The organism is Winogradskyella alexanderae (genome assembly GCF_020166335.1).
Taxonomy (GTDB): domain Bacteria; phylum Bacteroidota; class Bacteroidia; order Flavobacteriales; family Flavobacteriaceae; genus Winogradskyella; species Winogradskyella alexanderae.
Genome location: NZ_JAIUJR010000008.1, coordinates 70,645 through 94,966, shown reverse-complemented (window position 1 = coordinate 94,966; position 24,322 = coordinate 70,645). Strand labels below are relative to the sequence as shown.

24 protein-coding genes are annotated in these 24,322 nt (G+C 34.9%); 19 read left to right on the top strand and 5 right to left on the bottom strand.

Annotated elements, in window-relative coordinates:
- Positions 1-167 precede the first annotated feature (167 nt).
- From LBU54_RS12105 to LBU54_RS12090, 4 genes are read left to right on the top strand one after another with little or no spacing between them, the layout of a single operon-like run.
- A complete protein-coding gene (locus LBU54_RS12105) occupies positions 168-995 on the top strand; it encodes a prephenate dehydratase (protein ID WP_224530050.1) in 828 nt (275 codons plus the stop codon).
- Positions 992-2,134 (top strand): pyridoxal phosphate-dependent aminotransferase, encoded by a 1,143-nt coding sequence (locus LBU54_RS12100; protein WP_224530048.1) that lies wholly within the window; start codon positions 992-994, stop codon positions 2,132-2,134. Before LBU54_RS12105 ends, LBU54_RS12100 begins: the two co-directional genes overlap by 4 nt.
- A 5-nt stretch (positions 2,135-2,139) precedes the next feature.
- Positions 2,140-2,991 (top strand): prephenate dehydrogenase, encoded by an 852-nt coding sequence (locus LBU54_RS12095; protein ID WP_224530045.1) that lies wholly within the window; start codon positions 2,140-2,142, stop codon positions 2,989-2,991.
- Positions 2,992-3,018: 27 nt separating this feature from the next.
- On the top strand, positions 3,019-4,101 hold the full coding sequence (locus LBU54_RS12090; protein ID WP_224530044.1) for a bifunctional 3-deoxy-7-phosphoheptulonate synthase/chorismate mutase type II: 1,083 nt from the start codon (positions 3,019-3,021) through the stop codon (positions 4,099-4,101).
- 36 nt (positions 4,102-4,137) lie between these two features.
- On the opposite strand, the gene LBU54_RS12085 is transcribed toward LBU54_RS12090, so the two are convergent.
- The 3 genes from LBU54_RS12085 to LBU54_RS12075 all read right to left on the bottom strand — a co-directional run bounded on the left by LBU54_RS12085 (position 4,138) and on the right by LBU54_RS12075 (position 5,954).
- Entirely contained in the window at positions 4,138-4,596 is a 459-nt protein-coding gene (locus LBU54_RS12085) for a hypothetical protein (protein WP_224530041.1), read from the bottom strand.
- 41 nt (positions 4,597-4,637) lie between these two features.
- A complete protein-coding gene (locus LBU54_RS12080) occupies positions 4,638-5,168 on the bottom strand; it encodes a DUF4136 domain-containing protein (protein ID WP_224530039.1) in 531 nt (176 codons plus the stop codon).
- Between the two features lie 147 nt (positions 5,169-5,315).
- On the bottom strand, positions 5,316-5,954 hold the full coding sequence (locus tag LBU54_RS12075) for a TetR/AcrR family transcriptional regulator (protein WP_224530036.1): 639 nt from the start codon (positions 5,952-5,954) through the stop codon (positions 5,316-5,318).
- A 188-nt stretch (positions 5,955-6,142) separates the two neighbouring features.
- Between LBU54_RS12075 and LBU54_RS12070 the strand changes: the two genes are divergently transcribed.
- The 11 genes from LBU54_RS12070 to LBU54_RS12020 all read left to right on the top strand — a co-directional run bounded on the left by LBU54_RS12070 (position 6,143) and on the right by LBU54_RS12020 (position 17,656).
- Positions 6,143-6,919: a hypothetical protein gene (locus LBU54_RS12070; RefSeq protein WP_224530033.1), complete on the top strand. Its 777-nt coding sequence runs from the start codon at positions 6,143-6,145 to the stop codon at positions 6,917-6,919.
- Positions 6,920-6,922: 3 nt separating this feature from the next.
- Positions 6,923-8,218 carry a serine hydrolase domain-containing protein gene (locus LBU54_RS12065; RefSeq protein WP_224530031.1) on the top strand — a complete coding sequence of 432 codons (1,296 nt, stop codon included), beginning with the start codon at positions 6,923-6,925 and terminating at the stop codon, positions 8,216-8,218.
- A 15-nt stretch (positions 8,219-8,233) separates the two neighbouring features.
- On the top strand, positions 8,234-8,950 hold the full coding sequence (locus LBU54_RS12060; RefSeq protein ID WP_224530028.1) for an outer membrane beta-barrel protein: 717 nt from the start codon (positions 8,234-8,236) through the stop codon (positions 8,948-8,950).
- Positions 8,951-8,984: 34 nt separating this feature from the next.
- On the top strand, positions 8,985-10,046 hold the full coding sequence (locus LBU54_RS12055; RefSeq protein ID WP_224530025.1) for a PCMD domain-containing protein: 1,062 nt from the start codon (positions 8,985-8,987) through the stop codon (positions 10,044-10,046).
- Positions 10,047-10,064: 18 nt separating this feature from the next.
- Positions 10,065-10,553, top strand: coding sequence for a phosphate-starvation-inducible PsiE family protein (locus LBU54_RS12050; protein ID WP_224530022.1), 489 nt, complete (start codon positions 10,065-10,067; stop codon positions 10,551-10,553).
- 77 nt (positions 10,554-10,630) lie between these two features.
- Complete coding sequence (locus LBU54_RS12045; RefSeq protein WP_224530018.1) at positions 10,631-11,746, top strand: hypothetical protein; 1,116 nt, start codon at positions 10,631-10,633, stop codon at positions 11,744-11,746.
- A 3-nt stretch (positions 11,747-11,749) separates the two neighbouring features.
- Positions 11,750-12,517, top strand: a complete 768-nt coding sequence (locus LBU54_RS12040) for an META domain-containing protein (protein ID WP_224530016.1) — start codon at positions 11,750-11,752, stop codon at positions 12,515-12,517.
- Between the two features lie 35 nt (positions 12,518-12,552).
- Entirely contained in the window at positions 12,553-13,977 is a 1,425-nt protein-coding gene (locus LBU54_RS12035) for an alginate export family protein (protein ID WP_224530013.1), read from the top strand.
- A gap of 22 nt (positions 13,978-13,999) precedes the next feature.
- Positions 14,000-14,875, top strand: coding sequence for a mechanosensitive ion channel family protein (locus LBU54_RS12030; RefSeq protein WP_224530010.1), 876 nt, complete (start codon positions 14,000-14,002; stop codon positions 14,873-14,875).
- Between the two features lie 40 nt (positions 14,876-14,915).
- Positions 14,916-16,631, top strand: coding sequence for an amidohydrolase (locus tag LBU54_RS12025; RefSeq protein ID WP_224530007.1), 1,716 nt, complete (start codon positions 14,916-14,918; stop codon positions 16,629-16,631).
- Positions 16,628-17,656 carry a DUF481 domain-containing protein gene (locus LBU54_RS12020; RefSeq protein ID WP_224530005.1) on the top strand — a complete coding sequence of 343 codons (1,029 nt, stop codon included), beginning with the start codon at positions 16,628-16,630 and terminating at the stop codon, positions 17,654-17,656. Before LBU54_RS12025 ends, LBU54_RS12020 begins: the two co-directional genes overlap by 4 nt.
- Before the next feature lie 12 nt (positions 17,657-17,668).
- Here LBU54_RS12020 and LBU54_RS12015 read toward each other — a convergent pair whose 3' ends face one another.
- Both LBU54_RS12015 and cls read right to left on the bottom strand, forming a co-directional pair.
- Complete coding sequence (locus LBU54_RS12015) at positions 17,669-19,450, bottom strand: mechanosensitive ion channel family protein (protein WP_224530003.1); 1,782 nt, start codon at positions 19,448-19,450, stop codon at positions 17,669-17,671.
- Between the two features lie 80 nt (positions 19,451-19,530).
- Positions 19,531-20,976 carry a cardiolipin synthase gene (cls, locus tag LBU54_RS12010; RefSeq protein WP_224530001.1) on the bottom strand — a complete coding sequence of 482 codons (1,446 nt, stop codon included), beginning with the start codon at positions 20,974-20,976 and terminating at the stop codon, positions 19,531-19,533.
- Positions 20,977-21,308: 332 nt separating this feature from the next.
- Between cls and rsgA the strand changes: the two genes are divergently transcribed.
- From rsgA to LBU54_RS11990, 4 genes are read left to right on the top strand one after another with little or no spacing between them, the layout of a single operon-like run.
- Positions 21,309-22,259 carry a ribosome small subunit-dependent GTPase A gene (gene rsgA, locus LBU54_RS12005; protein ID WP_224529999.1) on the top strand — a complete coding sequence of 317 codons (951 nt, stop codon included), beginning with the start codon at positions 21,309-21,311 and terminating at the stop codon, positions 22,257-22,259.
- On the top strand, positions 22,256-22,708 hold the full coding sequence (dtd, locus tag LBU54_RS12000) for a D-aminoacyl-tRNA deacylase (RefSeq protein ID WP_224529991.1): 453 nt from the start codon (positions 22,256-22,258) through the stop codon (positions 22,706-22,708). Before rsgA ends, dtd begins: the two co-directional genes overlap by 4 nt.
- A gap of 3 nt (positions 22,709-22,711) precedes the next feature.
- Positions 22,712-23,038, top strand: a complete 327-nt coding sequence (locus LBU54_RS11995; RefSeq protein ID WP_224529988.1) for a nucleotide pyrophosphohydrolase — start codon at positions 22,712-22,714, stop codon at positions 23,036-23,038.
- 31 nt (positions 23,039-23,069) lie between these two features.
- On the top strand, positions 23,070-24,299 hold the full coding sequence (locus LBU54_RS11990; RefSeq protein WP_224529986.1) for a 3-phosphoshikimate 1-carboxyvinyltransferase: 1,230 nt from the start codon (positions 23,070-23,072) through the stop codon (positions 24,297-24,299).
- Positions 24,300-24,322 lie beyond the last annotated feature (23 nt).

Sequence of the window (24,322 nt, the reverse complement as noted above, 5' to 3'; positions counted from 1 at the left end):
TAATTGTAAAAATATTATTTACTTTAGCGACAGAATAATGACAATGAATAATACGCAAACATATTACAGCTGGTTTTATTTCTTTTTTAGCAAAAGGAGCGAGGCTTAGTATGTTTAATTGAAAAATATAATTATAAAAGTCTCGATTTAATCGGGACTTTTTTATTATGAGCAAGCCAATAGCAATACAAGGAATAAGAGGTTCTTTCCATCATGAAGTGGTGCGGCACTACTTTAATGGAAGTGATAATGTAATTGAATGCATGTCTTTTGACAGTGCTGTAGATAATTTATTAAATGGTAAAACGGATGATATCGTTATGGCACTGGAAAACTCTATTGCAGGATCTATTTTGCCAAACTATGCCTTGTTGGATAAGAACAATTTAAAGATTGTAGGTGAGTACTTTCTAGATATTCAACATAATCTTATGGCATTAAATGGTCATTCTATTAACGATATTAAGGAGGTTCATTCTCATCCCATGGCATTATTGCAGTGCAAGGAATTCCTAAAAAATTATCCACATATCAAACTTGTAGAAGCCAAGGATACGGCAGATGTTGCGCGGCTAATTTCTGAGGAAAATACGCATGGTGTTGCAGCAATCGCAAGTAAAAATGCGGCATTGATGTTTGGTCTTAATATCCTAGCAGAAAGTATTCAAACAATTAAACACAACGAAACGCGCTTTGTAATTGTAAAACGAGAGAGTCCGTTTATAAATCCTCAATTACTTAATAAGGCATCCTTAAAGTTTATTTTAGATCACAAGCGAGGGAGCTTGGCAACCCTCCTCAATGTTATGAGTGATTGCAAGCTTAATTTAACCAAAATACAATCCTTGCCAAAAATTGATACACCTTGGAAGTATGCTTTTTTTGTCGATGTGACTTTTGATACGTATGATGATTACGCCAAGGCAAAATCTATTATAACCCTTATGGCCGAAGACTTTAAAATATTAGGAGAATATAAAAATGCGAGATTATGATTGAAGTTGCAAATCGATTAAAAAATGTAGAAGAATACTATTTCTCCAAAAAATTAAGAGAAGTTGCGTTTTTAAAGTCTCAGGGAAAACCTATTATCAATTTAGGAATTGGTAGTCCTGATCTAGAACCACCAATTAAAGCGACATCAGTACTGCAGGATAGTCTTGCAGATGAAGGAGCACACAAATACCAAAGCTATCAAGGTTTACCGGAATTAAGAGATGAGATTGCGAACTTTTATAAGAAGAGGTATAAAGTAAACCTAAGTTCACAAACAGAAATACTACCTCTTTTAGGAAGTAAAGAAGGGATAATGCATATCTCCATGGCATTTCTAAACCCAGGAGATGAGGTGTTGGTTCCAAATCCTGGTTACCCTACTTATGCTGCAGTAACTAAGCTCATAGAGGCAAGCCCCGTTTATTATGATTTAACAGAGGACACAAATTGGTTGCCAGATTTTATAGCCTTAGAACGTCTGGATCTAAGTAAGGTTAAGATAATGTGGATTAGTTATCCGCACATGCCAACAGGTGCAAAGGCAACAAATAAATTTTATGACGAAGTAATTGCATTTGGCAAACGCCATAATATTTTAATTGTAAATGATAATCCATACAGTTTTATTTTAAATGACAAACCAATAAGTATAATGCGATATCGAAATGCTAAAGATGTGTGTATAGAGTTAAATTCGCTCAGCAAAACATTCAATATGGCAGGTTGGCGTGTTGGTATGCTGGTTGGGAATTACGATTTTGTTAAGGCCGTTTTACAAGTAAAGAGTAATATGGATTCTGGCATGTTTTATGGCGTACAAAAAGGAGCAATCGAAGCTTTAAAATGTTCTGATTTATGGTTTGTAAGTTTAAACAGTGTTTACCAACAAAGAAGAGAGCTTATTTGGAAATTAGCAACAGATTTAAACTGTACTTATGACAAAGATACATCTGGTATGTTCGTTTGGGCTAAATTGCCGCCGCATTTAAAGTCTGAAGAATTTACAGATTTGGTACTAAAAGAACATTCCATATTTATTACACCAGGTACGGTTTTTGGAAGTAATGGGGAGGGTTACATAAGGTTTTCCTTATGTGCTTCAGAAGAATTAATTGAGGAGGCTATTGCTAGAGTATAGATGCTATGAATAGTGTATTTGTAATAGGAGTTGGTTTAATTGGAGGGAGCTTTGCTTTAGACATCAAAGGAATTTACCCTAATTGTAAGATTTTTGGTATAGATACAAATAAAAGTCACTTACAAGAAGCTAAAGAAGTCGGTATAATTGATGCAGAAGCATCATTACAAGATTTAAAATCTGCAGATTTAGTTGTTATTGCTATACCTGTAGATGCAACATTAAACGTATTACCAGAAGTACTTGATAACATTTCTGAAGAAACCATAGTTTTTGATGCTGGCTCTACAAAGGAAGACATTTGCCTTCAGGTTAAAAATCATCCTAGGCGAAGGAATTATTTGGCTGCACATCCAATAGCAGGAACTGAATTCTCTGGACCAAAAGCCGCAATTAAGGGGCTTTATAAAAACAAAACTAATATAATTTGTGAAGTTGAAGACACAGCCTTTAAGCTACAGGAACGCGCATTAAAATTGTTTTCAGATTTGGGAATGCGAATAAGATATATGAATCCCAAGGCACATGACAAGCACATTGCCTATGTTTCGCATTTATCTCATATCAGTTCATTTATGTTAGGAAAAACAGTTATTGAAAAAGAGAAAAACGAAAGGGATATTTTCGATATGGCAGGCAGTGGTTTTGAAAGTACAGTGAGGCTTGCCAAAAGCTCTCCAGCTATGTGGACACCAATTTTTCAACAAAACAAAACAAATGTTATTGAGACTTTGGATGAATACATTTCTAACCTAAAGCACTTTAAAAAACTAATGGAAAATGAAGATTTTGAGGCAGTTTTTAAAGAAATGGAAGATGCCAACCACATTAAACATATTTTAAACGGAATAAAATAAAAATTAGAAAAAGAGAAAAATAGCAAAATGGAAAATAAAAAGGAATTGAGAAACTGGTTAGATGCCTTTAACTTAGAGCATCCGCTTGTAATTGCAGGACCATGCAGTGCAGAAACAGAGGAACAGGTTTTAAATATAGCCCATCAACTAAAAGATAGTGATGCTACTATTTTTAGAGCAGGTATTTGGAAACCTAGAACACGTCCTGGCAATTTTGAAGGTGTAGGAGCTTTAGGTTTAAAATGGTTGCAAAAGGCAAAGCAAGAGACTGGAATGATGATTACCACTGAAGTGGCCAACCCAAACCATGTAGAGCTGGCTTTAAATCACGATGTAGATGTGCTTTGGATAGGAGCAAGAACAACGGTAAGTCCTTTTATTGTGCAGGAGATTGCTGAAGCTTTAAGAGGTACTGATAAACCTGTTTTAATTAAAAATCCTGTCAATCCAGATTTATCACTTTGGTTAGGGGCTGTAGAGCGATTTTACACAGCAGATGTGAAGAATTTAGGCGTGATACACCGAGGGTTTTCAACCTATGAAAAAACACGTTACAGAAATAATCCAGAATGGCAGATTGCAATAGATTTACAAAACCGTTTTCCGGATTTACCTCTAATTTTAGACCCTTCCCATATTGCAGGAAAGCGTGATATAATTTTTGATCTGAGTCAAACTGCATTAGACCTTAATTACGACGGCCTGATGATAGAAACCCATCACGATCCTGATAATGCATGGAGTGATGCGGCACAGCAAATTACACCAGAAGCACTAATTAAGTACACTGAGGATTTAAGAATAAGAAAAGAAACAGGAGATGATGCTGCGTTTAACAATAAAATAAACACCCTCAGAACAAAAATTGATGTAATTGATCATCAATTAATTGAGATTTTGGGAAAACGTATGAAAGTAGCAGACGATATTGGCCAATTAAAGAAAGATTACAACGTTGCTGTTTTACAATCTAAACGTTGGAACGAAATCCTTGGTAAAATGATTTTAGAAGGAGAGGAAAAGAATTTAAGTGAAGAATTTATTCTCCGCATGTTTAAGGCAATTCACCAGGAGTCCATTAATCACCAAGAAGAGATAATAAATCACTAGAATCGGATTTAAAAAGGCTCGCAAACGCGAGCCTTTTTAGTTTAAGTTTCTTTTAAAAATATAACGCGTAATAAAAATCCCTTGTCCGTCATCCTTTCCAGCATCACTTTCAACAGCACTAGATACAAAGACAAGTTCCCAGCCGTCCTCTGCCATTGAGGTAAGTTTAGAGCTTATTACCGCATCATTAGCAACAATATTTTGAAAACGGATACCGCCTAGATTAAAAAAATTAAGCAACTTTGTCTCTTCAAAGTCTTTTATTCTAATATCGCTTCGTTTTGATTTATTTCTGCTATTTTCTTTTTCATCACTTGAGCGCTCGGATGTAAACTCGCCGTAATCGCGTTCAACATTAGATGATATTAGTCTAGACCGCCCTAATCCACTTGGTACTATAGATTCAACGCTAGTTATAACTTTGTATTCCAATTGTGCACTGGCAGTTAGAAAAGAACAAAACAAAATACTAATAAATAGTGCTAATTTTTTCATGATATTCTTGGCTTTGATGCTAAATATTTAGTTGAGGCAGATTAAAAAGATGGATAGCTTTCTAGGATTTTACCTATTCCTTCATTGATAGCGTCCTTATTTAAGTTCTTGGTCTTTACAATATCTGTTCCAGACCCTTTCCAGACGAGATGATTCTTCGCCTTATCTATAAGATTAATAATCAAGGTGCCCTCTTTGTAGTTAATTTCTTTACTGTAAGATTTGCCTATGCCGGTTCTAAATCGCCAACGCTTGCCCCAAACACTGCTAATATTGACGTTTGTATTCGCATAGTCTTTTTTGTTTTTTGTTTTTACAGCGAGATCAACTATAATATCTGGTGTATCGGATTCACTTAAACCTTTATTTTTAAGATTTGAGATAATACTGTTTAGGATTCTGGTTTTAACCAAGTCGTCAACTGGAATTTGTTTAGCTTCTTTTGAGAAAGCAAAGGTTTTGTAGCTTTTAAAATTTGCGGTATCATCAAAGTCAGAAATAACTTTAGTTGATGAACAAGAAAAAAATAACATACCTATAAAAAAGTAAATTGCTGGTAAATAAGTTTTCATGATTTTATATGTTTAATAAATGGCCTATAATTTAAAAAAAATTTGTGTTCATTTAACTTCAAACAATACTGCAAAGCTTGGTTGTGTTTTTCAAATTAAATAAAGTTGTAATTAATGCGATCAAGAATAAATTTGATAAAAGTTCAATTAAAGATTATCATAATCAAATTTGCCTTTTGACGTTAAGTAAGGCAAGTAGCAGTCTAAAACACCTTTGAGGTAAATAGGTTTCATTTTTTTATACCCTAAGTTTTTATCATATAAACGATAGCTAATAACCCAAGTAGTTAGCAAGTTTGTGTGCTGAAAAGTGAACGAGGAGAAGTTGTCATCTTTTAATAGCGCTTTGTTTATAATGCCAAATTTCACAAGATTTTTTATTCTATCAAGAAGTCTAATCTTATTGTTTTCATAAGTGCTATCCAAATGACTTCTCAAAGCTTCATCATTCATAGGATTAACCAAAACGTAAGAAATCGAAAAACGATACTCAAACAACAAATCCATAACACCAGAATAATATACTTTGAGATGCTGTAAACTAGTGGCTTCAGAATTTTGGTTATGATTCTTAAGAAATAGCTTAAGCGTATGTTCAAACTCATAATATATTGCCAGAATCAAAAGTTCCTTCCTTGGAAAATAATTGGTGATTATACTTCTACTTAAATTAAGTTCAGCGGCCATTTCATCCCAAGTTAAGAGCATTTCTTTTTTGTTAAAAAGTTTATTGACTCTTTTAACAATAGTTTTTTTGGTCTTTTCACCCTTACTAAATTTGGTCATATCTATGATTATTAATAACAATATAAGATATTTATTTGTAAGCTCTTATTATCCAAAAAATAACTTTATCAAAAAAATATAAAAAAAAATTTTATTTTTTTTATATTGTAAACAACTGTTTCTGTGCTAATGGTACATGAAATAGTGATTTCCTAAATCGAAACAAAATAACTCTAACACCATCAGCCATGTTTCGCAGAAGCACTCTTTCTCTTGCTATTTTACTTTGGATGTTTTGTTTTGTCTGCTTGGGGCAACAGGCTCAAGACTCTACGAAACTTGAGACATTGAGAACGCAGTCGGGTGTCGATCCTACTCGAGTGGTAACTAAACTGGTCTATTCCATATGGTATTATGACAAATCAGATAACAGAGCCCAAATAAATAACCGATTGAATTTTACAATTGGTGTTAATCGATGGAGTTTTGCTTTAAAGCCAGAAATTATAACCCTCAATAATGGGTTGCCCAGCGGAACTTTCGAAACCAAAGCTGGTGATTTACGTTTTTCTATTTTAAATGCCTTTTATGTAAAAGGGAAACATGCACTTGCAGGCGCCGCTGAGTTTACTTTGCCAACAGGACCTTTAGGTTTTGGAAGTCAATATTTTTCAGTTAATCCATCTTTAACCTATTCTTACACGATTAATTCCAGTTTGTTTTTTGCAATACAGCCTCAATATCTTTTTCATTTATCAAGAAATATTGATTTCCCAGCCTTAAGTGTTTTTACAATCAGGACTTTTTTGGCAAAATTTATGAGCTCTGGCTGGTTCTTTGTATTCGAACCCAGAATTATCAACGATTTCGAAAATAACAACTTCGACCTAGTTTTTTCGCCTATAATAGGTAAATCACTTGGAGGAGGCTTTAACATCACTTCTGTTGCGGAATTTCCAATAAAAAGGGAGACTTTAGACAACAGAGGGCTTTTAATTTCATTTGGTATCACGAAAAACTTTTGACACATGCGAAAATTACGCTTTTCTTTTCTAGTTTTAATGGCAAGTATCCAAGCCAATATATTTGGGCAAAACTACTTGGATTTTAATGAATCAGACCCAGTAAAAATGGGTTGGATGCAGGGTTTTCCTCCATCAGATGATAAAATAGTTTCTGCTATTGATGGAAGTTTCTTTCGGTTTCCAGCATTACGCTATAGTGTTTGTCATATGCGACAGTTTATGCCAACTACTGTAGTTAAGGCTTCTAATGGTAAACGCTATAAATTTAAAGTAAGGCTCGATAATGCTATAGATAACATTGCATTTATGCCAACAAATGATCCTAAACCGATGTTATGGAGAGAATCACTTTCTAAGAACTATACCGATGGGATGCTTATTCTGCACAAGGGCAAAATAGTCTATGAAAAGTATTTTGGTGAATTAAAACCCGATGGTCTTCACGCGGCTATGTCTGTAAGTAAGACATTTACAGGTACTTTAGGTGGCCTTTTAGTTGAAGAGGGTTTGCTAGATGAAAATAAGAGAGGAGCTTACTATATTCCAGAACTTAAAGGTTCTGCATTTGGTGATGCAACGATAAGGGAGATTTTGGATATGACCACCGGACTGAAGTATAGTGAAGACTATTCAAATCCAAAGGCCGAGATATGGGCATTTTCGGCTGCAGGAAATCCATTTTCTAAAATAGAGAATGGTCCTTCCAATTATTATGAGTATTTAAAAACTGTACAAAAGGAAGGTGAGCATGGTGAAATATTTGGGTACAAGACTGTCAATACGGATGTAATGGGATGGATTGTCTCGAGAGTCACTGGTAAAAGTATTCCTGAGTTATTGTCAGAACGTATCTGGCAGCCGCTTGGGACCCATTATGATGGTTACTTTCAGATTGATGGGGCTGGAATCGCCTTTGCAGGTGGTGGTTTTAGTGCCAATATGAGAGATATGGCAATGTTTGGTGAAATGATACGAAAAAAGGGTAAGTTTAATAGAAAACAGATTTTACCTCAGGAACTTATTGAAGATATTATGAATGGTGGTGACAAAGAGGCCTTCAGTAAATCTGCTTATTCCTCTTTAAAAGGATGGAGTTATCGCAATATGTGGTGGCACACTCATAATGAACATGGAGCTTTTGCCGCAAGAGGCGTGCATGGGCAAACTATTTATATTGATCCAAAAGCCGAGATGGTTTTGGTGCGATTTTCTTCTCATCCGGAAGCGAAGAATTCTAAGATAGATCCTACATCGCTACCAGCCTATCATGCAGTTGCTAAATACTTATTATCTAAATGATTCAAATTAATTTCTATGATTAAACTTCGACATAACTTCATATTTTTAATTGGTTTAAGCCTGTTTTTTAATACCCATGGACAAGATCAAGATTTGTCTGAAACCGAATATGGGATTACTAAAGGCAGATATTACACATCTTTAACGTTTTCACTGAATAGCAGAAATGCAGAGAATGAAGACCAATTATTGCGGCAGGTAATAGATCAGGAGCGATATACCTTCAGGATAGTTGGTAATGGTGGATATGCCATTAAAGATAACTTTACTCTTGGTTTGTCATTAGGCTATGGTGAATCGAAAGAAGATATTCTTTACACAGATGAGAATGATGCCGAATTGAATTCGAAAAGATTGCAACGCGGTTTGTCAATAACGCCAAATATGAGGAATTATATTCCTTTAGGTAAAGGCAAATTGCAAATTTTGGTTCAGACTGAACTTGGATTCACATTTGGTGAGTCTCTGCAGAGAATCTACCGTAGTGATAATGTCGATAAGATTGAAAGCGATTTCTTTGAATTTGATGTAGGTGTTAGCCCTGGAGTAGCCTTGTTCTTTACAAAGAATTGGGCATTTGAAACACGTGTAAATGTTGCGGGGTTTTCAACTCGAGTTGAGGAATTAGTAACTAATAATGATGAAGCCAACCGACAGCGTATTTCTGAAACCAAAATAGATCTTAAGTTGAATTTACTAGAATTGAATTTGGGAGTAGCCTATTATTTCTAGACGAAATACCAATGATAACTTTTAGAATATAAAAATGAAACAATATATATCTTCCTTTCTATTACTGATCTTTTTAGTATCCACTTTTACTAATTGTATAAGTGACGATGCGTTTGATAAGTCACCTTTCAATGATATTAAGGCCTTTCAATTGCCTGGTCAGGCAGGTTTGACCACTATAAATATTGCAGATAAAACGATCATTATTCCAATGAGTGAAGAAGCAGGTCTTACTGGGGTAGTACCATCTTTGATTGAGATCTCCAATCTCGCTGAGATATCACCATCTAAGGATAGTCCACAGGATTTTACTCAACCTGTAAATTATACGGTTACAGCAGAGAATAATTCAACCGCGATATGGACTGTGACAGCTATTCCTGCTTTACCCAATCCACAATTACCAAATAGTGATTTTGACCTATGGTATGCAGTCGGAAGTTATCAACAACCAGGAGAAAGTGCAGATAATACGGTTTGGGGAACCGCTAATCGTGCATTAGCCATAGCAGGAGATGCAAATACAAATCCAGAAGATCTTGGTAATGGTGATTTTGCAGTAAAACTTACCAGTGTAGCCGCTCCTTTACTGGTACGAATGGCAGCGGCCACATTATTTACAGGCAGATTTACAGAGGGCTTTCCAAATCCTACAGACCCTAGATCAAACATAGATTTTGGCACACCATTTAATGGTCGCCCAGATGCCTTTAGGGTAGAATATAGATATCTACCAGGGGACTCCTATGAAGATGCTGACGGGAATTCTTTATCAGGGGGCGATCAATGTGATATCTACGTTTTGTTAGAAAAAAGAGAAGGAGATACTGTGGAGCGTATAGGTACTGGTTGGTTCCGTAGTGCTAATACCGTTCAAGATTGGACTACCATTGAGATCCCAGTGAAATATGGAGAACTCACTTCAGCAGATCCTGAGTTCGAATATGCAAACATTCGTGAAGGGGAATTCTGGGGAAATCCCTCAGATACACCTACGCATATCACGGTTGTATTTTCTTCAAGTGCTCTTGGAGACTTCTTCACTGGAGCAATAGGAAGCGAATTATGGATCAATAACTTGGAACTTATATACTAATTAATTAGTGATGTATCTATGAGTATAATTGAAAAACTGATTAAGGGATTTTATTGGGTAATTATAGTCGCTCTATTTATTATTCTAATCTTTTCAACGGTTGAACTTATCGTGTTAATCTGGCGAACACTAACGAATAGTCTGGTGGTGTTTGATTTTTCGACAGATCGGGTAGATACCTCCGGTTTATTTGTTAATCATGTCCAAAGATTTATCGCAGGTATTCTAATGTTAACCATTATCATTGAATTGATCCAGTCCTTCTTTGTTTTTGTTAAGTCTGAAGCACATTCTAAATATCTGGTGATAATTTATGAGATTGCAATGATTGCCATTGTTAGACATCTCTTTACCTTGGATTTAGAACATATACATGGGAATGAACTAATAGGTATTTCGATATTAGTGCTTGTACTTGGTGCTCTAAATTATTTTAATAAACCATCTATCATCAAAAAGCTAACCAATTTAAAGAAACAAAATCAGAATGACGATTCTGGTCATTAAACCATTTCATTACTATGCTGAGCTTTCAATTCAAACATCAAATACAAAAAAAACGTGCTTTCAAAATACTAAGAGTTATGACGATCATGTTGTTGGTTACGTCATGTTCTCTGGTTAAAATTGAAAGTGAACAAAAGCCTTTGGGAGTTAGAGAGCTTAACACCAGGTTACTTACACAAAATTTTGCGAGAACAGCTATGGATCGCGTTGAATTAGCTGCAGACAGTATCTCCAGTCTGTACCCGGACAAAAAGAATATTCAAATAAATACGTTACACTGGAAAATTCAAACCTCTGAAGAATTGGGAAAAGTAAGTTTTCAAACCGAACCTAAGGTTGCTCTGATGGATACATGGGCCTATTTCCTTGAAGCAAAACAGTCTTTGGAATTACCTGAATTAGATGGCATTTTTGGAACGCATAAAGGACTCGCCTTAGAGGCCATTGATAAAAATATTAAAGAGATTGATAATATTGCCTTAAATGTACTTCCAAAGGAGGAATATAGTCAAATAAAAAACTTTGTAAAAGAACATGCTGAGAATACACCTTTGTTCATGCAAAAAGAGTTTAAGCATCAATCAGTACGTGAATCCTATCTAAAATTTAAGAATATTCCGGATAGTACTGCAGTTCAAACTGTAGGAACTTTGTCTGAGGTTGTAGCCGATGCAACCAATAGATTTGGCTATTACTCTGATGCATCGGGAAAACGATTTAATTGGAAAGCTGAAATGATTCTAAAAGATAAAGGATTAGATTCAATTGCCTTTGAGGCAAAACTCGCAGAAATCGAAGCTCAATTCAATCGATTAATTGTTGTTGCAGAAAATTCCCCAGAGACCATTGAAGAGGCAATCAAGGAATTCAGAAGTAATATTAGTCCGTTATTCAGAAATTTGAATTATGAGATTGGTTCGGCTATGAAAAGTTTGTCTTCCGATGTCCAAGATATTGATATGATGTTGGCGCGTGAACGCGTCGCGCTTGATTCGATTATTCAACGTGAACGGATTGCATTGTTGACTAAAGCAGATGCCTTGGTTGAAAGTGGTATCGAAAATGCTTTTGATAGTATAGGCAAAACACTACGCAATTTAATCTTGTACTTTATTTTACTCTTTATGGTAGTATTGGGATTACCCTTCTATCTAGGATATTTGACAGGTAAACGTAAATTTAAATCAGACTAAACCATGAAAAAAAACGGGATTGTTTTCAGTATTTTAATTCTTATCACCTCATGTAACTCAAAAGAATCTAAGACAGTTATGAATACGTTATTGCAGTCCGATTGGCAATTGGAAAAAATCAATGGTGAACTTCTTAGTGATAGTATGCAAATACCCATGTTGCAGATTGATCTTGCTAAAATGCAGTTAAGTGGAAACACAGGTTGCAATAGTTACACAGGTAGTATTTCTGAATTAGGAGAAAAAGACATAGTTCTTGAAAATATTGCCACAACACTAAAAATGTGTGTAGAAGGAAATTATGAGGACCAATATGTGAATCTTATGAATCAAGTAAAAATATATGAAGTAAATGATTCTAGCCTAACATTTAAAAATAGTGCAGAAAAAGTGATTTTAGAATTTAAAAAATATTCAGGTACCAAGAAAAATATGAGAATACATGATATATGGAGTGCTGTAAGGGTTGAAGGAAACCCTATTAATAGAATGGTTACAGTACCGAGGATAGAATTTAACACAACAGACATGAAATTTTACGGTAACGATGGTTGTAATGAGTATTTTGGAACGATTTCAAAACTTTCAGAAGAAAAAATTACACTCGGAAATGTAGGCAGCACTCGCAAAATGTGTCCTGAAATGGAGTTCCCTCAACGTTATATAAACGCTTTAAAGAATATTGATAACTATAAATTTACAGATGACAACATCTTAGTATTTTTTAACAAAGATGAAGAGGAAGTATTGGCTTTTATGAAAGTCGACTAACCTAAAAATATTACCAACTATAATATACCAACCTTATGAAATTAAAACCATTACTATTTTTAAATTTCCTAATATGTAGTACTCTACTATGTGCTCAGGAAACAAACTTTCTGACCTTACATGATTCTGAAAAATTCAAAGTACAGGGCTACTTGCAATTTGGAAGTAATTTGGTTGCAGAGAATAATCTGTTTTGGAATTTAGCAGACGTTCCAGAACTGGATTACGACTCGGACACCCAATGGTTTGAAAATTATGCAAAGCCAGGTCTTGGCTTTTCGTTTATTCCAGGAGACTCTAAAACTTCCAATTTATATGGAAAGATATCTTTGGTTTGGTCATCAACTTTAGGTACCGACGCTTTTGACGAAGGCAATACTGGTCGTACCACAATTGAACAAGCACATATTGGTTATAAATTCGCTCTAAACGAAACCAGTAGTTTAGACTTTTCAGTTGGGGCTCAGGAATTAAAACTTGGCACTGGGATGCTCATCGCCAATGGAGGCGTTAGTGGATTTGAACGAGGAGCCTTAAAATTTGGCCCACGTAAGGCTTGGGAAATGGGAGCTGTTGGAAAATTAAAAGTAAAAGATCTTAATGTTACAGGATTTTATATTGATCCTAATGAACTGCCGTCTAATGATACCGAAAATGAGATTGTTGGTTTTGACGTTAATTTATACAAATCTGCAAATAAATATATAGGACTAAGTTATGTGAATGTTGTTAGTTCTAATGCACCATATCCAAAGGCTGCTCCCAATGGGGATGGACCTCCAGAAATTACATTTGGTGCTAGGGAGGATTTAAACGCCATTAACTTTTATGGTAAGTCTTACCCTTTTAAAAATGAACTAGAAAACTTCTTTACAGCCATTGATTTTGCCTACCAATGGAATAGTAGGATTGATCTAAATGCTTGGGGAGGTCGCGCCCAAATAGGCTATGATCTTACTAATGTTAAGTGGCGACCTACATTGATGCTGGCTTATCAGATCTTCTCAGGAGATGATCCAAATACGGAAGGTCTTGAACGATTTGATCCTCTATACTATGAAGGTTCTCCTAGTGCCTGGTCCACGGGCTCAAAATCATCAATGGTATTTATTAATTCAAACGTTAAGGCTTTTACATTTAGTTTTAGAATGGTACCCTCACCACGAGATATTATTACTTTGCGTTATACAAATATTGCAGTTCATCAACTTAGAAGTCCAATTCAGTTCGGTCAAGCGGCTAGGGTAGACTTTTCAGATGGTGGTTCTACCGTTGTATCAGGTGTAACTGAACGAGGTTTGGGAGATGATTTCTTTATAGAGTACAACCGAGTAATCAATAAGAACATATTTTTTAATGCAGGATTTAGTGTTGGGTTGGCAGGAGATGGAATTACTGCGCTAACGGATACCACAGATACCTGGACGGGTGCTTTTGTTAACATTGTTTTTAACTATTAATTCAATTTGAGAGGAATATATCATGGAAGAGATCATCAAATTCTTTAAAACACCTTTAGGCATTAATATCATAACGGTTGTTATATCAATTATAGCAATTATCATTATTTCTAAATTGATTAAGCGAATTATTCCGCGTCATATAGAAGACACAAGTTCTAAATATCGTGCTCGAAAATTTGTGAACGTCATTGGTTATGTTTCTGCTCTTGTGGTTACTCTTGTTGTTTTCAGTAGTCAATTGTCTGCCCTAAATGTATTACTTGGTGTTGCAGGGGCAGGAGTGGCGTTTGCCTTTCAAGAAGTCATTGCAAGTTTTGCTGGGTATCTTGTCTTACACTCTTCAAGCTTTTTTAAAGTTGGAGATCGTGTCATGTTAGGTGGGATTAAAGGTGATGTAATTGATGTAGGACTTCTAAGAACATCATTAATGGAAACTGGCGATTGGATTAATGGTGACCGCTATAATGGTAGAATTACTAAAGTAGCAAATAGCTTTATATTTAAAGCACCAGTACATAATTATTCTGGAGATTTCCCATTTCTTTGGGATGAAATCCAAATACCTATTAAAACACATTGTGATTTCATATATGCAAAAGAGAAATTCCTTGAGATATTAATAGAAGCTCAAGGCGATTTCGTGCAAGTTGCTGAAGAACATTGGCATAATATGACAACAAAATATTTGGTTGAACATGCACGCGTTGATCCTTTTGTCTTTATGAGATTTGACGAAAACTGGATTACATTGACTTTAAGATATGTGGTCCATTATAACAAGAGAGGTGGCACTAAAGATTGGATCTATGAGCGTGTGCTTTCAACAATTAGGGATTCTAATGGAAAGTTAGAAGTGGCATCGGCCGCTATGGAAATTACAGCGTTTCCAAAATAATTTAATATATACAAGTTTCAATTAGATAAAATGTAAAACTATGAATAAGAATATTTTTCTCTTAGGGATCATAGCATTTCTAAATATAGGATGTGCAGATTCAAAAAAAACAGAACAAACGGAGACGAATGCAAACCTCTATTACAATGGCGATATTATAACTATGGCCTCAGTTACGCCTGAATATGCAGAAGTTGTGGTGGAGCAGGATGGTAAAATAGTTTTCGTTGGCAGTATGAAAGATGCCGAAGATAATTATGTTGGAGCAAAAAAAATCAATCTAAATGGAAATACCATGCTTCCTGGATTTATTGATCCGCATAGTCACTTTGAAAAAGTCTCTAATACAATGGGTCAGCTTAATATTAGTCCGCCACCAGTTGGCGAGGTTACTAATATCCCTCAGATACTAGAGATGTTAAAACGTTATAAGATCGAAAAGAAGATTCCTGACGGCGAATGGATTTTTGCATGGGGTTATGACGAGAATTTATTAGAAGAAGGGCGACATCCAACCAATAAAGAAATAGATGAGGTTCTGCCAAACAATCCTGTTTATTTGGACCACACCAGTGGTCATATGGGTGTTGCAAACGGTATGGCGCTCAAGATGATGAATGTGACTTCTGAAAGTGTTAATCCACCAGGCGGGAATATTGGAAGATATCCAGATTCAAATGAGCCAAATGGGTTAGTTCAAGAAACGGCTATGTATCCTTTTGTAGGTAATATGCTTCAAATTCTTGAAACCAAAGCCGAAGGCTTTTTCATTGCTACCCAAAATTATTATGCTGAAAATGGCATTACTACTGCACAGGATGGACTGATCAACAGACGAAAGATTAAATTTTATCAGAAACAAGCCGATGCCGGCAATATGATAATAGACCTTATTGCCTTAGCCGGTTATTCAGAATTAGAACAAAATTTAAAGGATAGCACTATTACATTCAACACGTATGGTAATCGTTTCAAAGTACAAGGTACTAAGCTAATAGGTGATGGTTCGCCACAAGGAAAAACAGCATTTTTCACAAAGCCATATTTAACGCCAGTCGATGGTTGTGAAGAAAACTGCACGGGTTTACCAAGCCTAACTCAGGAAGCCATGAACAAATTATTTATTACTGGGTATAAAAACAACAATCAATTATTTATTCACTGCAACGGCGATGCTTCTATTGATATGGCTATAGCAGCACATGAAAATGCTTGTAAAGTGTTAGAACAATCTTTAGACAAAGATCGCAGAACGGTGATTATTCATTCTCAGTTCGTAAGACCCGATCAGCTTCAGAAATATGTAGATTATAATATATTACCATCTTTTTTTACCAATCATGCTTATTTTTGGGGAGATGTTCACATAGAGAATTTGGGCAAAGAACGAGCAGGCTTTCTTAGTCCTATAGCCTCAGCTGATAAATTGGGCATTAAGTACACTAATCACTCCGATGCAACCGTAACACCATTAAATCCAATGATGACCGTCTGGTCTGCAGTAAACCGCGAATCCCGCAATGGTGTGATTGTTGGTGATGCCGAAAGAGCAACACCTTATCAGGCGCTTAAGGCAATTACTATCCATGCCGCATATGAGCATTTTGATGAGAATTTGAAAGGGTCTCTGGAACCTGGTAAAGTTGCAGATTTTGTAATCTTAGAAAAGAATCCGCTAAAGGTAAATCCCGAAGATTTAAAAGGTGTTAAAGTTTTGAAAACCATAAAGGACGGTAAAGTAATATTTGGTAAATGAATACATTATTAAAGCACTTATATTCAATTCTTTCGGTGCTATTACCTTTGGTTTGCACGTTGAAAGGTATGGCTCAATCTGATACGCTAGTTTTTAGCTCGGGGACCAAAATTATTGGTGAGATTAAGAAAATGGAAAGAGGGATGCTTGAAATTGATGCTTTAGATGGGGATGAGAATTTTAAGATTAAATGGTTACAAATCAAAAGAATTCAGACTAGCTCTGTTTTTCTAGTTAGTATAAGAACAGAGATTTATGAAGGTCAAATTGAATCGGTGTCAGATGACGAGGTACGAGTCTTTGACGCAGACACCACTTACATTGTTTGTCCTAAAAAGGATATTGTCTATTTAAAGCAATTTAAGGAAGGCTTTTCCAATCGTTTTAGTGCAGCGGCAGAGCTTGGATTTAATTTGACTAAAGCTCAGGATGTCCGTCAATTTTCACTGCGAAGTTCCATGGGTTATAAAACCAGTAAATCTACTGTTGAAGCATCCTACAATATCCTTCGGGCGTCGCAAACTAATACCGAACCTGTAAAGCGAACCGATGGTTTGCTCAAATACAGTCGATTATTAATTAAAAAATGGTACGGTATTGCCAGTATCTATACACTTTCTAATACAGAGCAAAAGATTGATTTACGGGCTAACACCCAACTAGGTGTTGGAAACTACCTATATGCAACCAATAGGGCCTATTGGGGCTTAAAAGCCGGAGTTAATAATAATCTGGAACGCTTTACTAATACTGGCAGTAATCGCAATACCTGGGAGGCTTTTTATGGAACGGAATTGAATTTGTATGATATTCAAGATTTTAATTTAGCCTTTGTTTTTATGGGATACAGTGGGATGACTGAAAAAGGGCGTTTTCGAGCTGACACCAATATAGATATTAAATATGATCTACCTTGGGATCTGTTTATTCGTATAGGATTTTCATTGAATTATGATAACCGACCAGCATTAAATGCAAGCGATACCGATTATATCCTAAGAACAGGAATTGGTTGGGAGTGGTAATGCTTTTATTCTTTATAACTTCTGTTCGTTTTCTGAATTATTATTTGATTTTCTAATAGGATATTGAATTGTATTTTCAATTTTGACTATTGTATTTTCATCAAACTCAGGCATTTGGAGTTCGTCATCATCAATCCATTTTTGAACTTTCTCTTCGGCAGCTTTCTTTTTAGATTCTGAAAGTCCTTGATCCTTAGAAAGGTAAACTGTTTGTGATGGAAATGCAAAACCACTACCGCTAGACTCTACAACTTCTGCAATTCTTAAATTAATGTCTTCTTGTACCGCTAAAAACTCATTCCAATCGGCAGCTAGAATATATGCATACAACTCTACATTAAGTGCATCACTGCCATAACCAATGAATCTTGCTCTGGCTGGATTTCGATCTACTTTTGGATGTGCATACAATAAATTTCTTAATTCAATAAGGATGTATCGCATTTGATTGGTCGATGTTTCATATCTCAATCCAATAGTGGTTTGAAATAGAAACATATCACGTTTAGCAAAGTTTTCAATTATTTGTGATGAAAAATCAGCATTAGGTATTGTAACCACAGTCCTTGCTGTGGTTCTAATTCTAGTGGAGCGCATGCCTATTTTTTCGACGGTCCCTAAGGTATTTCCAAATTTACAGAAGTCACCAACACTTACAGGCTGGTCAAAGACAACAGACAATCCACCAACGATATTTTCTACAGTTTTCTGAGCACCAAGGGCTAAAGCAATACCGCCAACACCTAAGGCCGCAATCCCAGCTGTGATATTGAATCCTAAGGTTTCAAAAATGATCAATATGGCAATAATGATCAAGGAAAATTTTGCACTGTTTTTAAGGAATGATATGGCAGAAAGACCACTAAAAATCTGTCGTTCTCGCAAACGATCATCGGCAAAAGAAGAAAGGGCGTCAATTAGTAACCAGATAAAAATGAACAATGCAGTCCACATTAGTATGAGGTTTATAACACCAAATGCTTGCCTCACCACAATTGACAGTCCTAGAATTCTTGAAATATTCAAGACAATTAAGACTGTAAAAACTAAACGAAGCGGAATTAGTAAAGCTCTGAGAAACCTACTATACTTACTTTGCTTAAAATTTTTCCAAAATGACCTTACAAAAAACGAGATTATAACAGTAATTAACCAAGCTAAAACATAGGAAGCTAAGGCCAGAATGATCATAGCTAACCAGTCAAGGGCAGGGGCACCTAACCATTTAGAATACTTATTGTTGGTGGATGTGTAATTGTTGTAGTAGTTAATATTATTATTGAGGTAGTTAATAATATTACCTGAAGTTTCACTAGAAATCAACCATATTTTAAGATTGTTATCTAATTTGACTTTTTCGAGTAAAAAGGGTGCCGTATTTTGGTCTAATTCTAGGGTGCCAACATTCTCAAAATTGAGGCCCAAACCATCATTATTATTACCTTCGGTTGAATTATTTAATATTCTTACAGGATCGATTTTGCCATGCTTATTTAAAACTACTTCAAACTTTTTAACAAGCGCTATCATTATGCTATCATTATCCGTTTCTATATTCACGGGATAATTAATGTATTTTGAAGCTTTTAAGTAGTTGTTATTAGCTATGGATTTAAAAAAACCATCAATACAACTTCGAGGAGTTAAACGACCTAGAGGATCAGTTTTATTAACTTTAATTTCCGTAGAATCAATACTTTGATTTGTTATAATATTTTGCCCAAATAAACTATTACAAGACAGAAGACCGAAAATTACTAACGCTGTGATAAGAGCTGATATATTGCATTTCATTTTGAATTTAGTTTTTAGCACCTTAAAGAAAGTTAACTTTGGATGGGTATTATGTACATTACAAATTTGGTTTGTCTAAATTACATTAATGAGGAAAAAAGATGAAGAATTTTCTCTATTAATAATCGGAAGAAAGGTCTTTTTTTCCAATTGTTAAGATAAACTTCTTTTGAATCTTTCAAATCCTTTTCAAATTGTATTTTCAGTGATTTTGCTGTTTTTTCATTAAATACTATAGCATTAATCTCAAAATTCAATTCAAAACTACGATTGTCTAAGTTTGCAGTACCAACGTGTGATACCAATTCATCACATACCATAGTTTTGGCGTGTACAAATCCTTTATTATAGCGATATATCTTAATACCAACTTCGAGTAGCTCCTCAAAAAATGAGGTAGTCGTGACTCCAACAATAATTGAATCTGAAACCTTAGGAACTATAATTTTTATACTTACATTACTTAATGCGGCTATTTTTAGCGCATTCAAGAAAGAATTGTTAGGAATTAAATATGGTGTGGTGATCAAGATTTCTTTTTTAGCCAAAAGAATTGATTGTATTAATGAATACATAATGTTCGGATGGTCCGTATCAGGTCCGCTTGATACAATTTGAACCAATTCTTCACCTTTTTTGAGTTTCATCTCATCTATTGGGAAAAAATCACTCGAAAACCCAAGATTTTGCTTAGAGCAAAAATTCCAGTCTGTTAAAAATGTGTATTGGAGATTAAAAACCGCATTGCCTTGAATCTTTAAATGCGTGTCTCTCCAATAGACATTTGTTTTGGTTGGATTTATATATTTGTCAGAGATGTTAATACCACCAACATAGCCAATTACGCCATCAATAACGATTATCTTTCTATGGTTTCTGTAGTTGAGCCTATTTGCTAGTTGAACAAAATTAATTTTGTTGAATGCATAAGCCTCAACACCATTTTTTTGAAGCTTTTTTACAATATTTGATCGGATATTTTTACTCCCAAAGTCATCGTATATAAACCGAACTTCAACACCTTCCCTTGCTTTAGAAATGAGAATTTGAGCAATTTCATTTCCTATAATATCATTCTCATAGATATAGTATTCAAAATGAATATGATGCTTTGCTAACTTTAAACTTTTTAATATTTCCGGAAAAGTCTTTTCCCCATTGAACAGAAGTTTAACATCATTATTGTCTGATATGATATGCTTATTACTAAGAAATTGAGCAAGAGGGTAGAAAATGGCAAGTTTAGCCTTATGTCTACGTAATAAACTCTCAGTGTAGTAAAGGCTTTTTTCCTTTAATTGGGGCAATGCTTTACTATCAATATCTATTTTTTTTTGATACAGTTTGCGCTTTCTGTAGTTTAATCCAACGCTTAAATAAAATATAATTCCAACAATAGGCAATGAAAATATTAATAGTAAATAAGCTAAACCCTTACTTGGTGTTGTGGTATTAAGAATTATTCTTAAGCAAATGATTATCAGTATAATAACATAGATAATAAGGATAACATTACTAAATTCCATTTTGTAATAATTTTAGGCAATAAAACAAAAAATACTACTTTTTTTCGAATAGAGATAAAAATCAGATCATTTCAATATTTAGAAATTTTTGGTCAAATATTTTTCCTGAATTTTAAAATTGAATTTCATAAGTTCATTTAAATTGTTCAAGCTTATCGTCTTTGATTGATATTGTATATGTAAAGGAAGGTATTTCTATACTATTTTGTATCTGCAAAAATGAAACAAGATTACAAAAGGTTTGTCCTGATGCAGGAAATAGTAATTCAAATTGAATTATTATTATTGGTTTATTCTTAATTATTGTTTCTTTGTTATGATTAATGTTAACAATGGTCGGAACGGTTTATAAATCTACAGGGAGCTGGTACTCAGTTAAAACCATGAATGGTAAGTTTTACCAATGTAGAATTAAAGGTCGTTTTAGAATTGACGACATTAAGAGTACCAATCCTATAGCCGTTGGTGATATTGTACAATTCGAGTTGGAGACCAAAAATAATGAGGAGACAGGTGTAATTAATCGCATTGAGGAACGCAAGAACTACATCGTCCGTAAATCCGTTAAGCTATCTAAGCAAACACATATTATTGCTTCAAATATAGACCAGGTCTTTCTTTTAATTACTATTAATAATCCCCAGACCTTTACAAGTTTTATTGATCGGTTTTTAGTAACAGCAGAAGCTTACTCAATCAAAACCATACTGCTTTTCAATAAAATAGACACCTATAATGAGGATGAATTACTTGAGGTAAAATATTTGGCCAGTCTGTATCGAAAAATTGGTTATGAGTGTATTGAAATTTCTGCAGTAACAGGTGAAAATGTGGATAAGGTGAAAGCATTGATGGAGAATAAAGTAAGTATGTTTAGTGGGCATTCGGGTGTCGGTAAATCTACTTTGGTAAATGCAATAGAACCTTCTCTTGATTTAAAGACCAAAGAAATTTCAGAACAGCATATGCAAGGTCAACATACCACAACATTTGCTGAAATGTTTGATCTTAGTTTTGATGCAAAGATTATTGATACTCCAGGTATAAAAGGTTTTGGCGTTGTGGATATGGAACAGGAGGAAGTAGGCGATTATTTTCCGGAATTTTTTGCTTTAAAACAAGACTGTAAATTCAATAATTGCTTGCATTTAAAAGAACCTAAATGTGCTGTGAAGGAGGCATTGGAAAACGATGACATTTCCTATTCAAGATACAGAAGTTATCTGCAAATATTAGAAGGTGAGGAAGAAAGTTATAGAACTGATAATTGGGATAACTTATGAGGGTTGTGATTCAAAGAGTTTCAGAAGCTTCGGTAATAATTGGTGATAAGGAAGTGGCGTCAATAGGCAATGGTCTTTTAGTGCTTTTGGGAGTTGTTAATGAGGATAATCATGAAGATATTAATTGGTTGTGCAATAAAATTGTAAATCTTAGGATTTTCCCTGATGAGAACAATGTAATGAATAAATCGATATTAGACTTAGGTGGAGAGATTATCGCAGTAAGCCAGTTTACATTGCATGCAAGTACCAAAAAAGGTAATAGGCCTAGTTATATCAAAGCTGCCAAACCAGATGTTGCTATACCGTTGTATGAGAAGTTTGTTGAAGAACTTCAATACACATTGGGTAAGCCTATACAAACCGGTGAGTTTGGTGCCGATATGAAAGTGAACTTGGTAAACGATGGGCCGGTTACCATAATTATAGATTCAAAAAACAGAGAATAAATCATGGAGATCAAAAACGCACAAGAAGTAGTAGACCATTGGATAAAAGAGCACGGTGTGCGCTATTTTAATGAGCTAACCAATATGGCTCAACTAACAGAAGAGGTAGGTGAGGTAGCGCGAATTATTGCTAGGCGCTATGGCGAACAGAGCGAGAAAGAAAGTGATAAGGACAAAGACCTTGGAGAAGAATTAGCAGATGTTGTTTTTGTTGTGCTCTGCCTTGCCAATCAAACAGGGATTGACCTGCAAGAGGCTTTTGACAGAAAAATGGATAAAAAAACAAAACGCGACCACAATAGGCATCATAATAATGAGAAATTAAAGTAATTTTATTCCCGCAAAATGCGGGAATTTTTTTATGGATATACAACTACTCAAAACATCTAAAATTCATCCAAAATCAAAGATTGAAATAACGGGTTCTAAGAGCGAGTCTAACCGCTTACTCTTACTTCAGGCACTTTATCCAGAAATTCAAGTTTTCAACCTTTCAAATTCTGATGACTCTGTGTTGATGCAAAAGGCATTAAAATCTACTGATACCGTCATTGATATTCATCACGCAGGTACAGCAATGCGTTTTTTAACCGCTTATTTTTCGACCCAAGTAGAAAGAGAAATTGTGCTTACAGGATCAAAACGTATGAAAGAACGACCAATAAAAATTCTTGTTGATGCGTTGAGGGAATTAGGGGCGGAAATCTTCTACTTGGAAAAGGAAGGTTATCCACCTCTTAAGATTGTTGGTAAACCATTATCAAAAGATAAAGTGTCACTTCAAGCAAACGTGAGCAGTCAGTATATTTCCGCGTTATTGTTAATAGCATCAACACTAAAAAATGGTATTACTCTAAAATTAGACGGTGAAATTACATCGGTTCCTTATATCAAAATGACCCTTTCTTTATTAAATGAAATAGGAATTGAAACTCAGTTTATAGGAAATACAATTAGTGTAAATCCACTTTATGGTAAACCAAAGAGGAAAAAATTAGTTGTTGAGTCCGACTGGTCTTCGGCATCCTATTTCTATAGTGTGGTTGCGTTGAGTAATATAAATACTGAAATAGAGCTTTCATCATACAAGAAAAATTCCTTACAAGGTGACGCTGTCTTAGCCGAGATTTACAAGATGTTTGGTGTACAAACAACCTATAATAATGATTCGATTATACTAAAGAAAACGAATCAATATGATTCCGAAAATCCAATAGAATTGGATTTAAGTGATGCTCCAGACATAGCGCAGACTATTGTGGTCACGGCTTTTGGAAGTGGAAGGACTTGTAGTTTAACAGGATTACATACTTTAAAAATTAAAGAAACAGATAGGCTTGTTGCACTTAAAACTGAACTTGAAAAATTTGGCGCTGAGGTTAGTATTACAGAAAATTCATTACATCTCAAGGCATCCAATGAAATAGGGGAAAATGTTAACGTTGCAACTTATAATGACCATCGTATGGCAATGGCATTTGCACCTTTGGGACTTAAAACTACCTTGACAATTAAAGATGCTCATGTAGTTAGCAAGTCGTATCCAGGGTTTTGGGAGGATTTAGGCCATATAGGCTTCGAATTAAAATAAACCTTCAATTACTTGACAACGCC

What these genes read in the sequence shown, in the direction of transcription:
- LBU54_RS12020 (WP_224530005.1), top strand. Translation starts at nt 16,628, where the DNA reads ATGAATACATTATTAAAGCACTTATATTCAATTCTTTCGGTGCTATTA.
- LBU54_RS12040 (WP_224530016.1), top strand. Translation starts at nt 11,750, where the DNA reads ATGAAAAAAAACGGGATTGTTTTCAGTATTTTAATTCTTATCACCTCA.
- LBU54_RS12035 (WP_224530013.1), top strand. Translation starts at nt 12,553, where the DNA reads ATGAAATTAAAACCATTACTATTTTTAAATTTCCTAATATGTAGTACT.
- LBU54_RS12075 (WP_224530036.1), bottom strand. Translation starts at nt 5,954, where the DNA reads ATGACCAAATTTAGTAAGGGTGAAAAGACCAAAAAAACTATTGTTAAA.
- LBU54_RS12045 (WP_224530018.1), top strand. Translation starts at nt 10,631, where the DNA reads ATGACGATCATGTTGTTGGTTACGTCATGTTCTCTGGTTAAAATTGAA.
- LBU54_RS12100 (WP_224530048.1), top strand. Translation starts at nt 992, where the DNA reads ATGATTGAAGTTGCAAATCGATTAAAAAATGTAGAAGAATACTATTTC.
- LBU54_RS12090 (WP_224530044.1), top strand. Translation starts at nt 3,019, where the DNA reads ATGGAAAATAAAAAGGAATTGAGAAACTGGTTAGATGCCTTTAACTTA.
- LBU54_RS12065 (WP_224530031.1), top strand. Translation starts at nt 6,923, where the DNA reads ATGCGAAAATTACGCTTTTCTTTTCTAGTTTTAATGGCAAGTATCCAA.
- LBU54_RS12025 (WP_224530007.1), top strand. Translation starts at nt 14,916, where the DNA reads ATGAATAAGAATATTTTTCTCTTAGGGATCATAGCATTTCTAAATATA.
- LBU54_RS12030 (WP_224530010.1), top strand. Translation starts at nt 14,000, where the DNA reads ATGGAAGAGATCATCAAATTCTTTAAAACACCTTTAGGCATTAATATC.
- LBU54_RS12080 (WP_224530039.1), bottom strand. Translation starts at nt 5,168, where the DNA reads ATGAAAACTTATTTACCAGCAATTTACTTTTTTATAGGTATGTTATTT.
- LBU54_RS12095 (WP_224530045.1), top strand. Translation starts at nt 2,140, where the DNA reads ATGAATAGTGTATTTGTAATAGGAGTTGGTTTAATTGGAGGGAGCTTT.
- LBU54_RS12105 (WP_224530050.1), top strand. Translation starts at nt 168, where the DNA reads ATGAGCAAGCCAATAGCAATACAAGGAATAAGAGGTTCTTTCCATCAT.
- cls (WP_224530001.1), bottom strand. Translation starts at nt 20,976, where the DNA reads ATGGAATTTAGTAATGTTATCCTTATTATCTATGTTATTATACTGATA.
- LBU54_RS12015 (WP_224530003.1), bottom strand. Translation starts at nt 19,450, where the DNA reads ATGAAATGCAATATATCAGCTCTTATCACAGCGTTAGTAATTTTCGGT.
- LBU54_RS12085 (WP_224530041.1), bottom strand. Translation starts at nt 4,596, where the DNA reads ATGAAAAAATTAGCACTATTTATTAGTATTTTGTTTTGTTCTTTTCTA.
- LBU54_RS11995 (WP_224529988.1), top strand. Translation starts at nt 22,712, where the DNA reads ATGGAGATCAAAAACGCACAAGAAGTAGTAGACCATTGGATAAAAGAG.
- LBU54_RS12050 (WP_224530022.1), top strand. Translation starts at nt 10,065, where the DNA reads ATGAGTATAATTGAAAAACTGATTAAGGGATTTTATTGGGTAATTATA.
- dtd (WP_224529991.1), top strand. Translation starts at nt 22,256, where the DNA reads ATGAGGGTTGTGATTCAAAGAGTTTCAGAAGCTTCGGTAATAATTGGT.
- LBU54_RS12060 (WP_224530028.1), top strand. Translation starts at nt 8,234, where the DNA reads ATGATTAAACTTCGACATAACTTCATATTTTTAATTGGTTTAAGCCTG.
- LBU54_RS12070 (WP_224530033.1), top strand. Translation starts at nt 6,143, where the DNA reads ATGTTTCGCAGAAGCACTCTTTCTCTTGCTATTTTACTTTGGATGTTT.
- LBU54_RS11990 (WP_224529986.1), top strand. Translation starts at nt 23,070, where the DNA reads ATGGATATACAACTACTCAAAACATCTAAAATTCATCCAAAATCAAAG.
- LBU54_RS12055 (WP_224530025.1), top strand. Translation starts at nt 8,985, where the DNA reads ATGAAACAATATATATCTTCCTTTCTATTACTGATCTTTTTAGTATCC.
- rsgA (WP_224529999.1), top strand. Translation starts at nt 21,309, where the DNA reads ATGGTCGGAACGGTTTATAAATCTACAGGGAGCTGGTACTCAGTTAAA.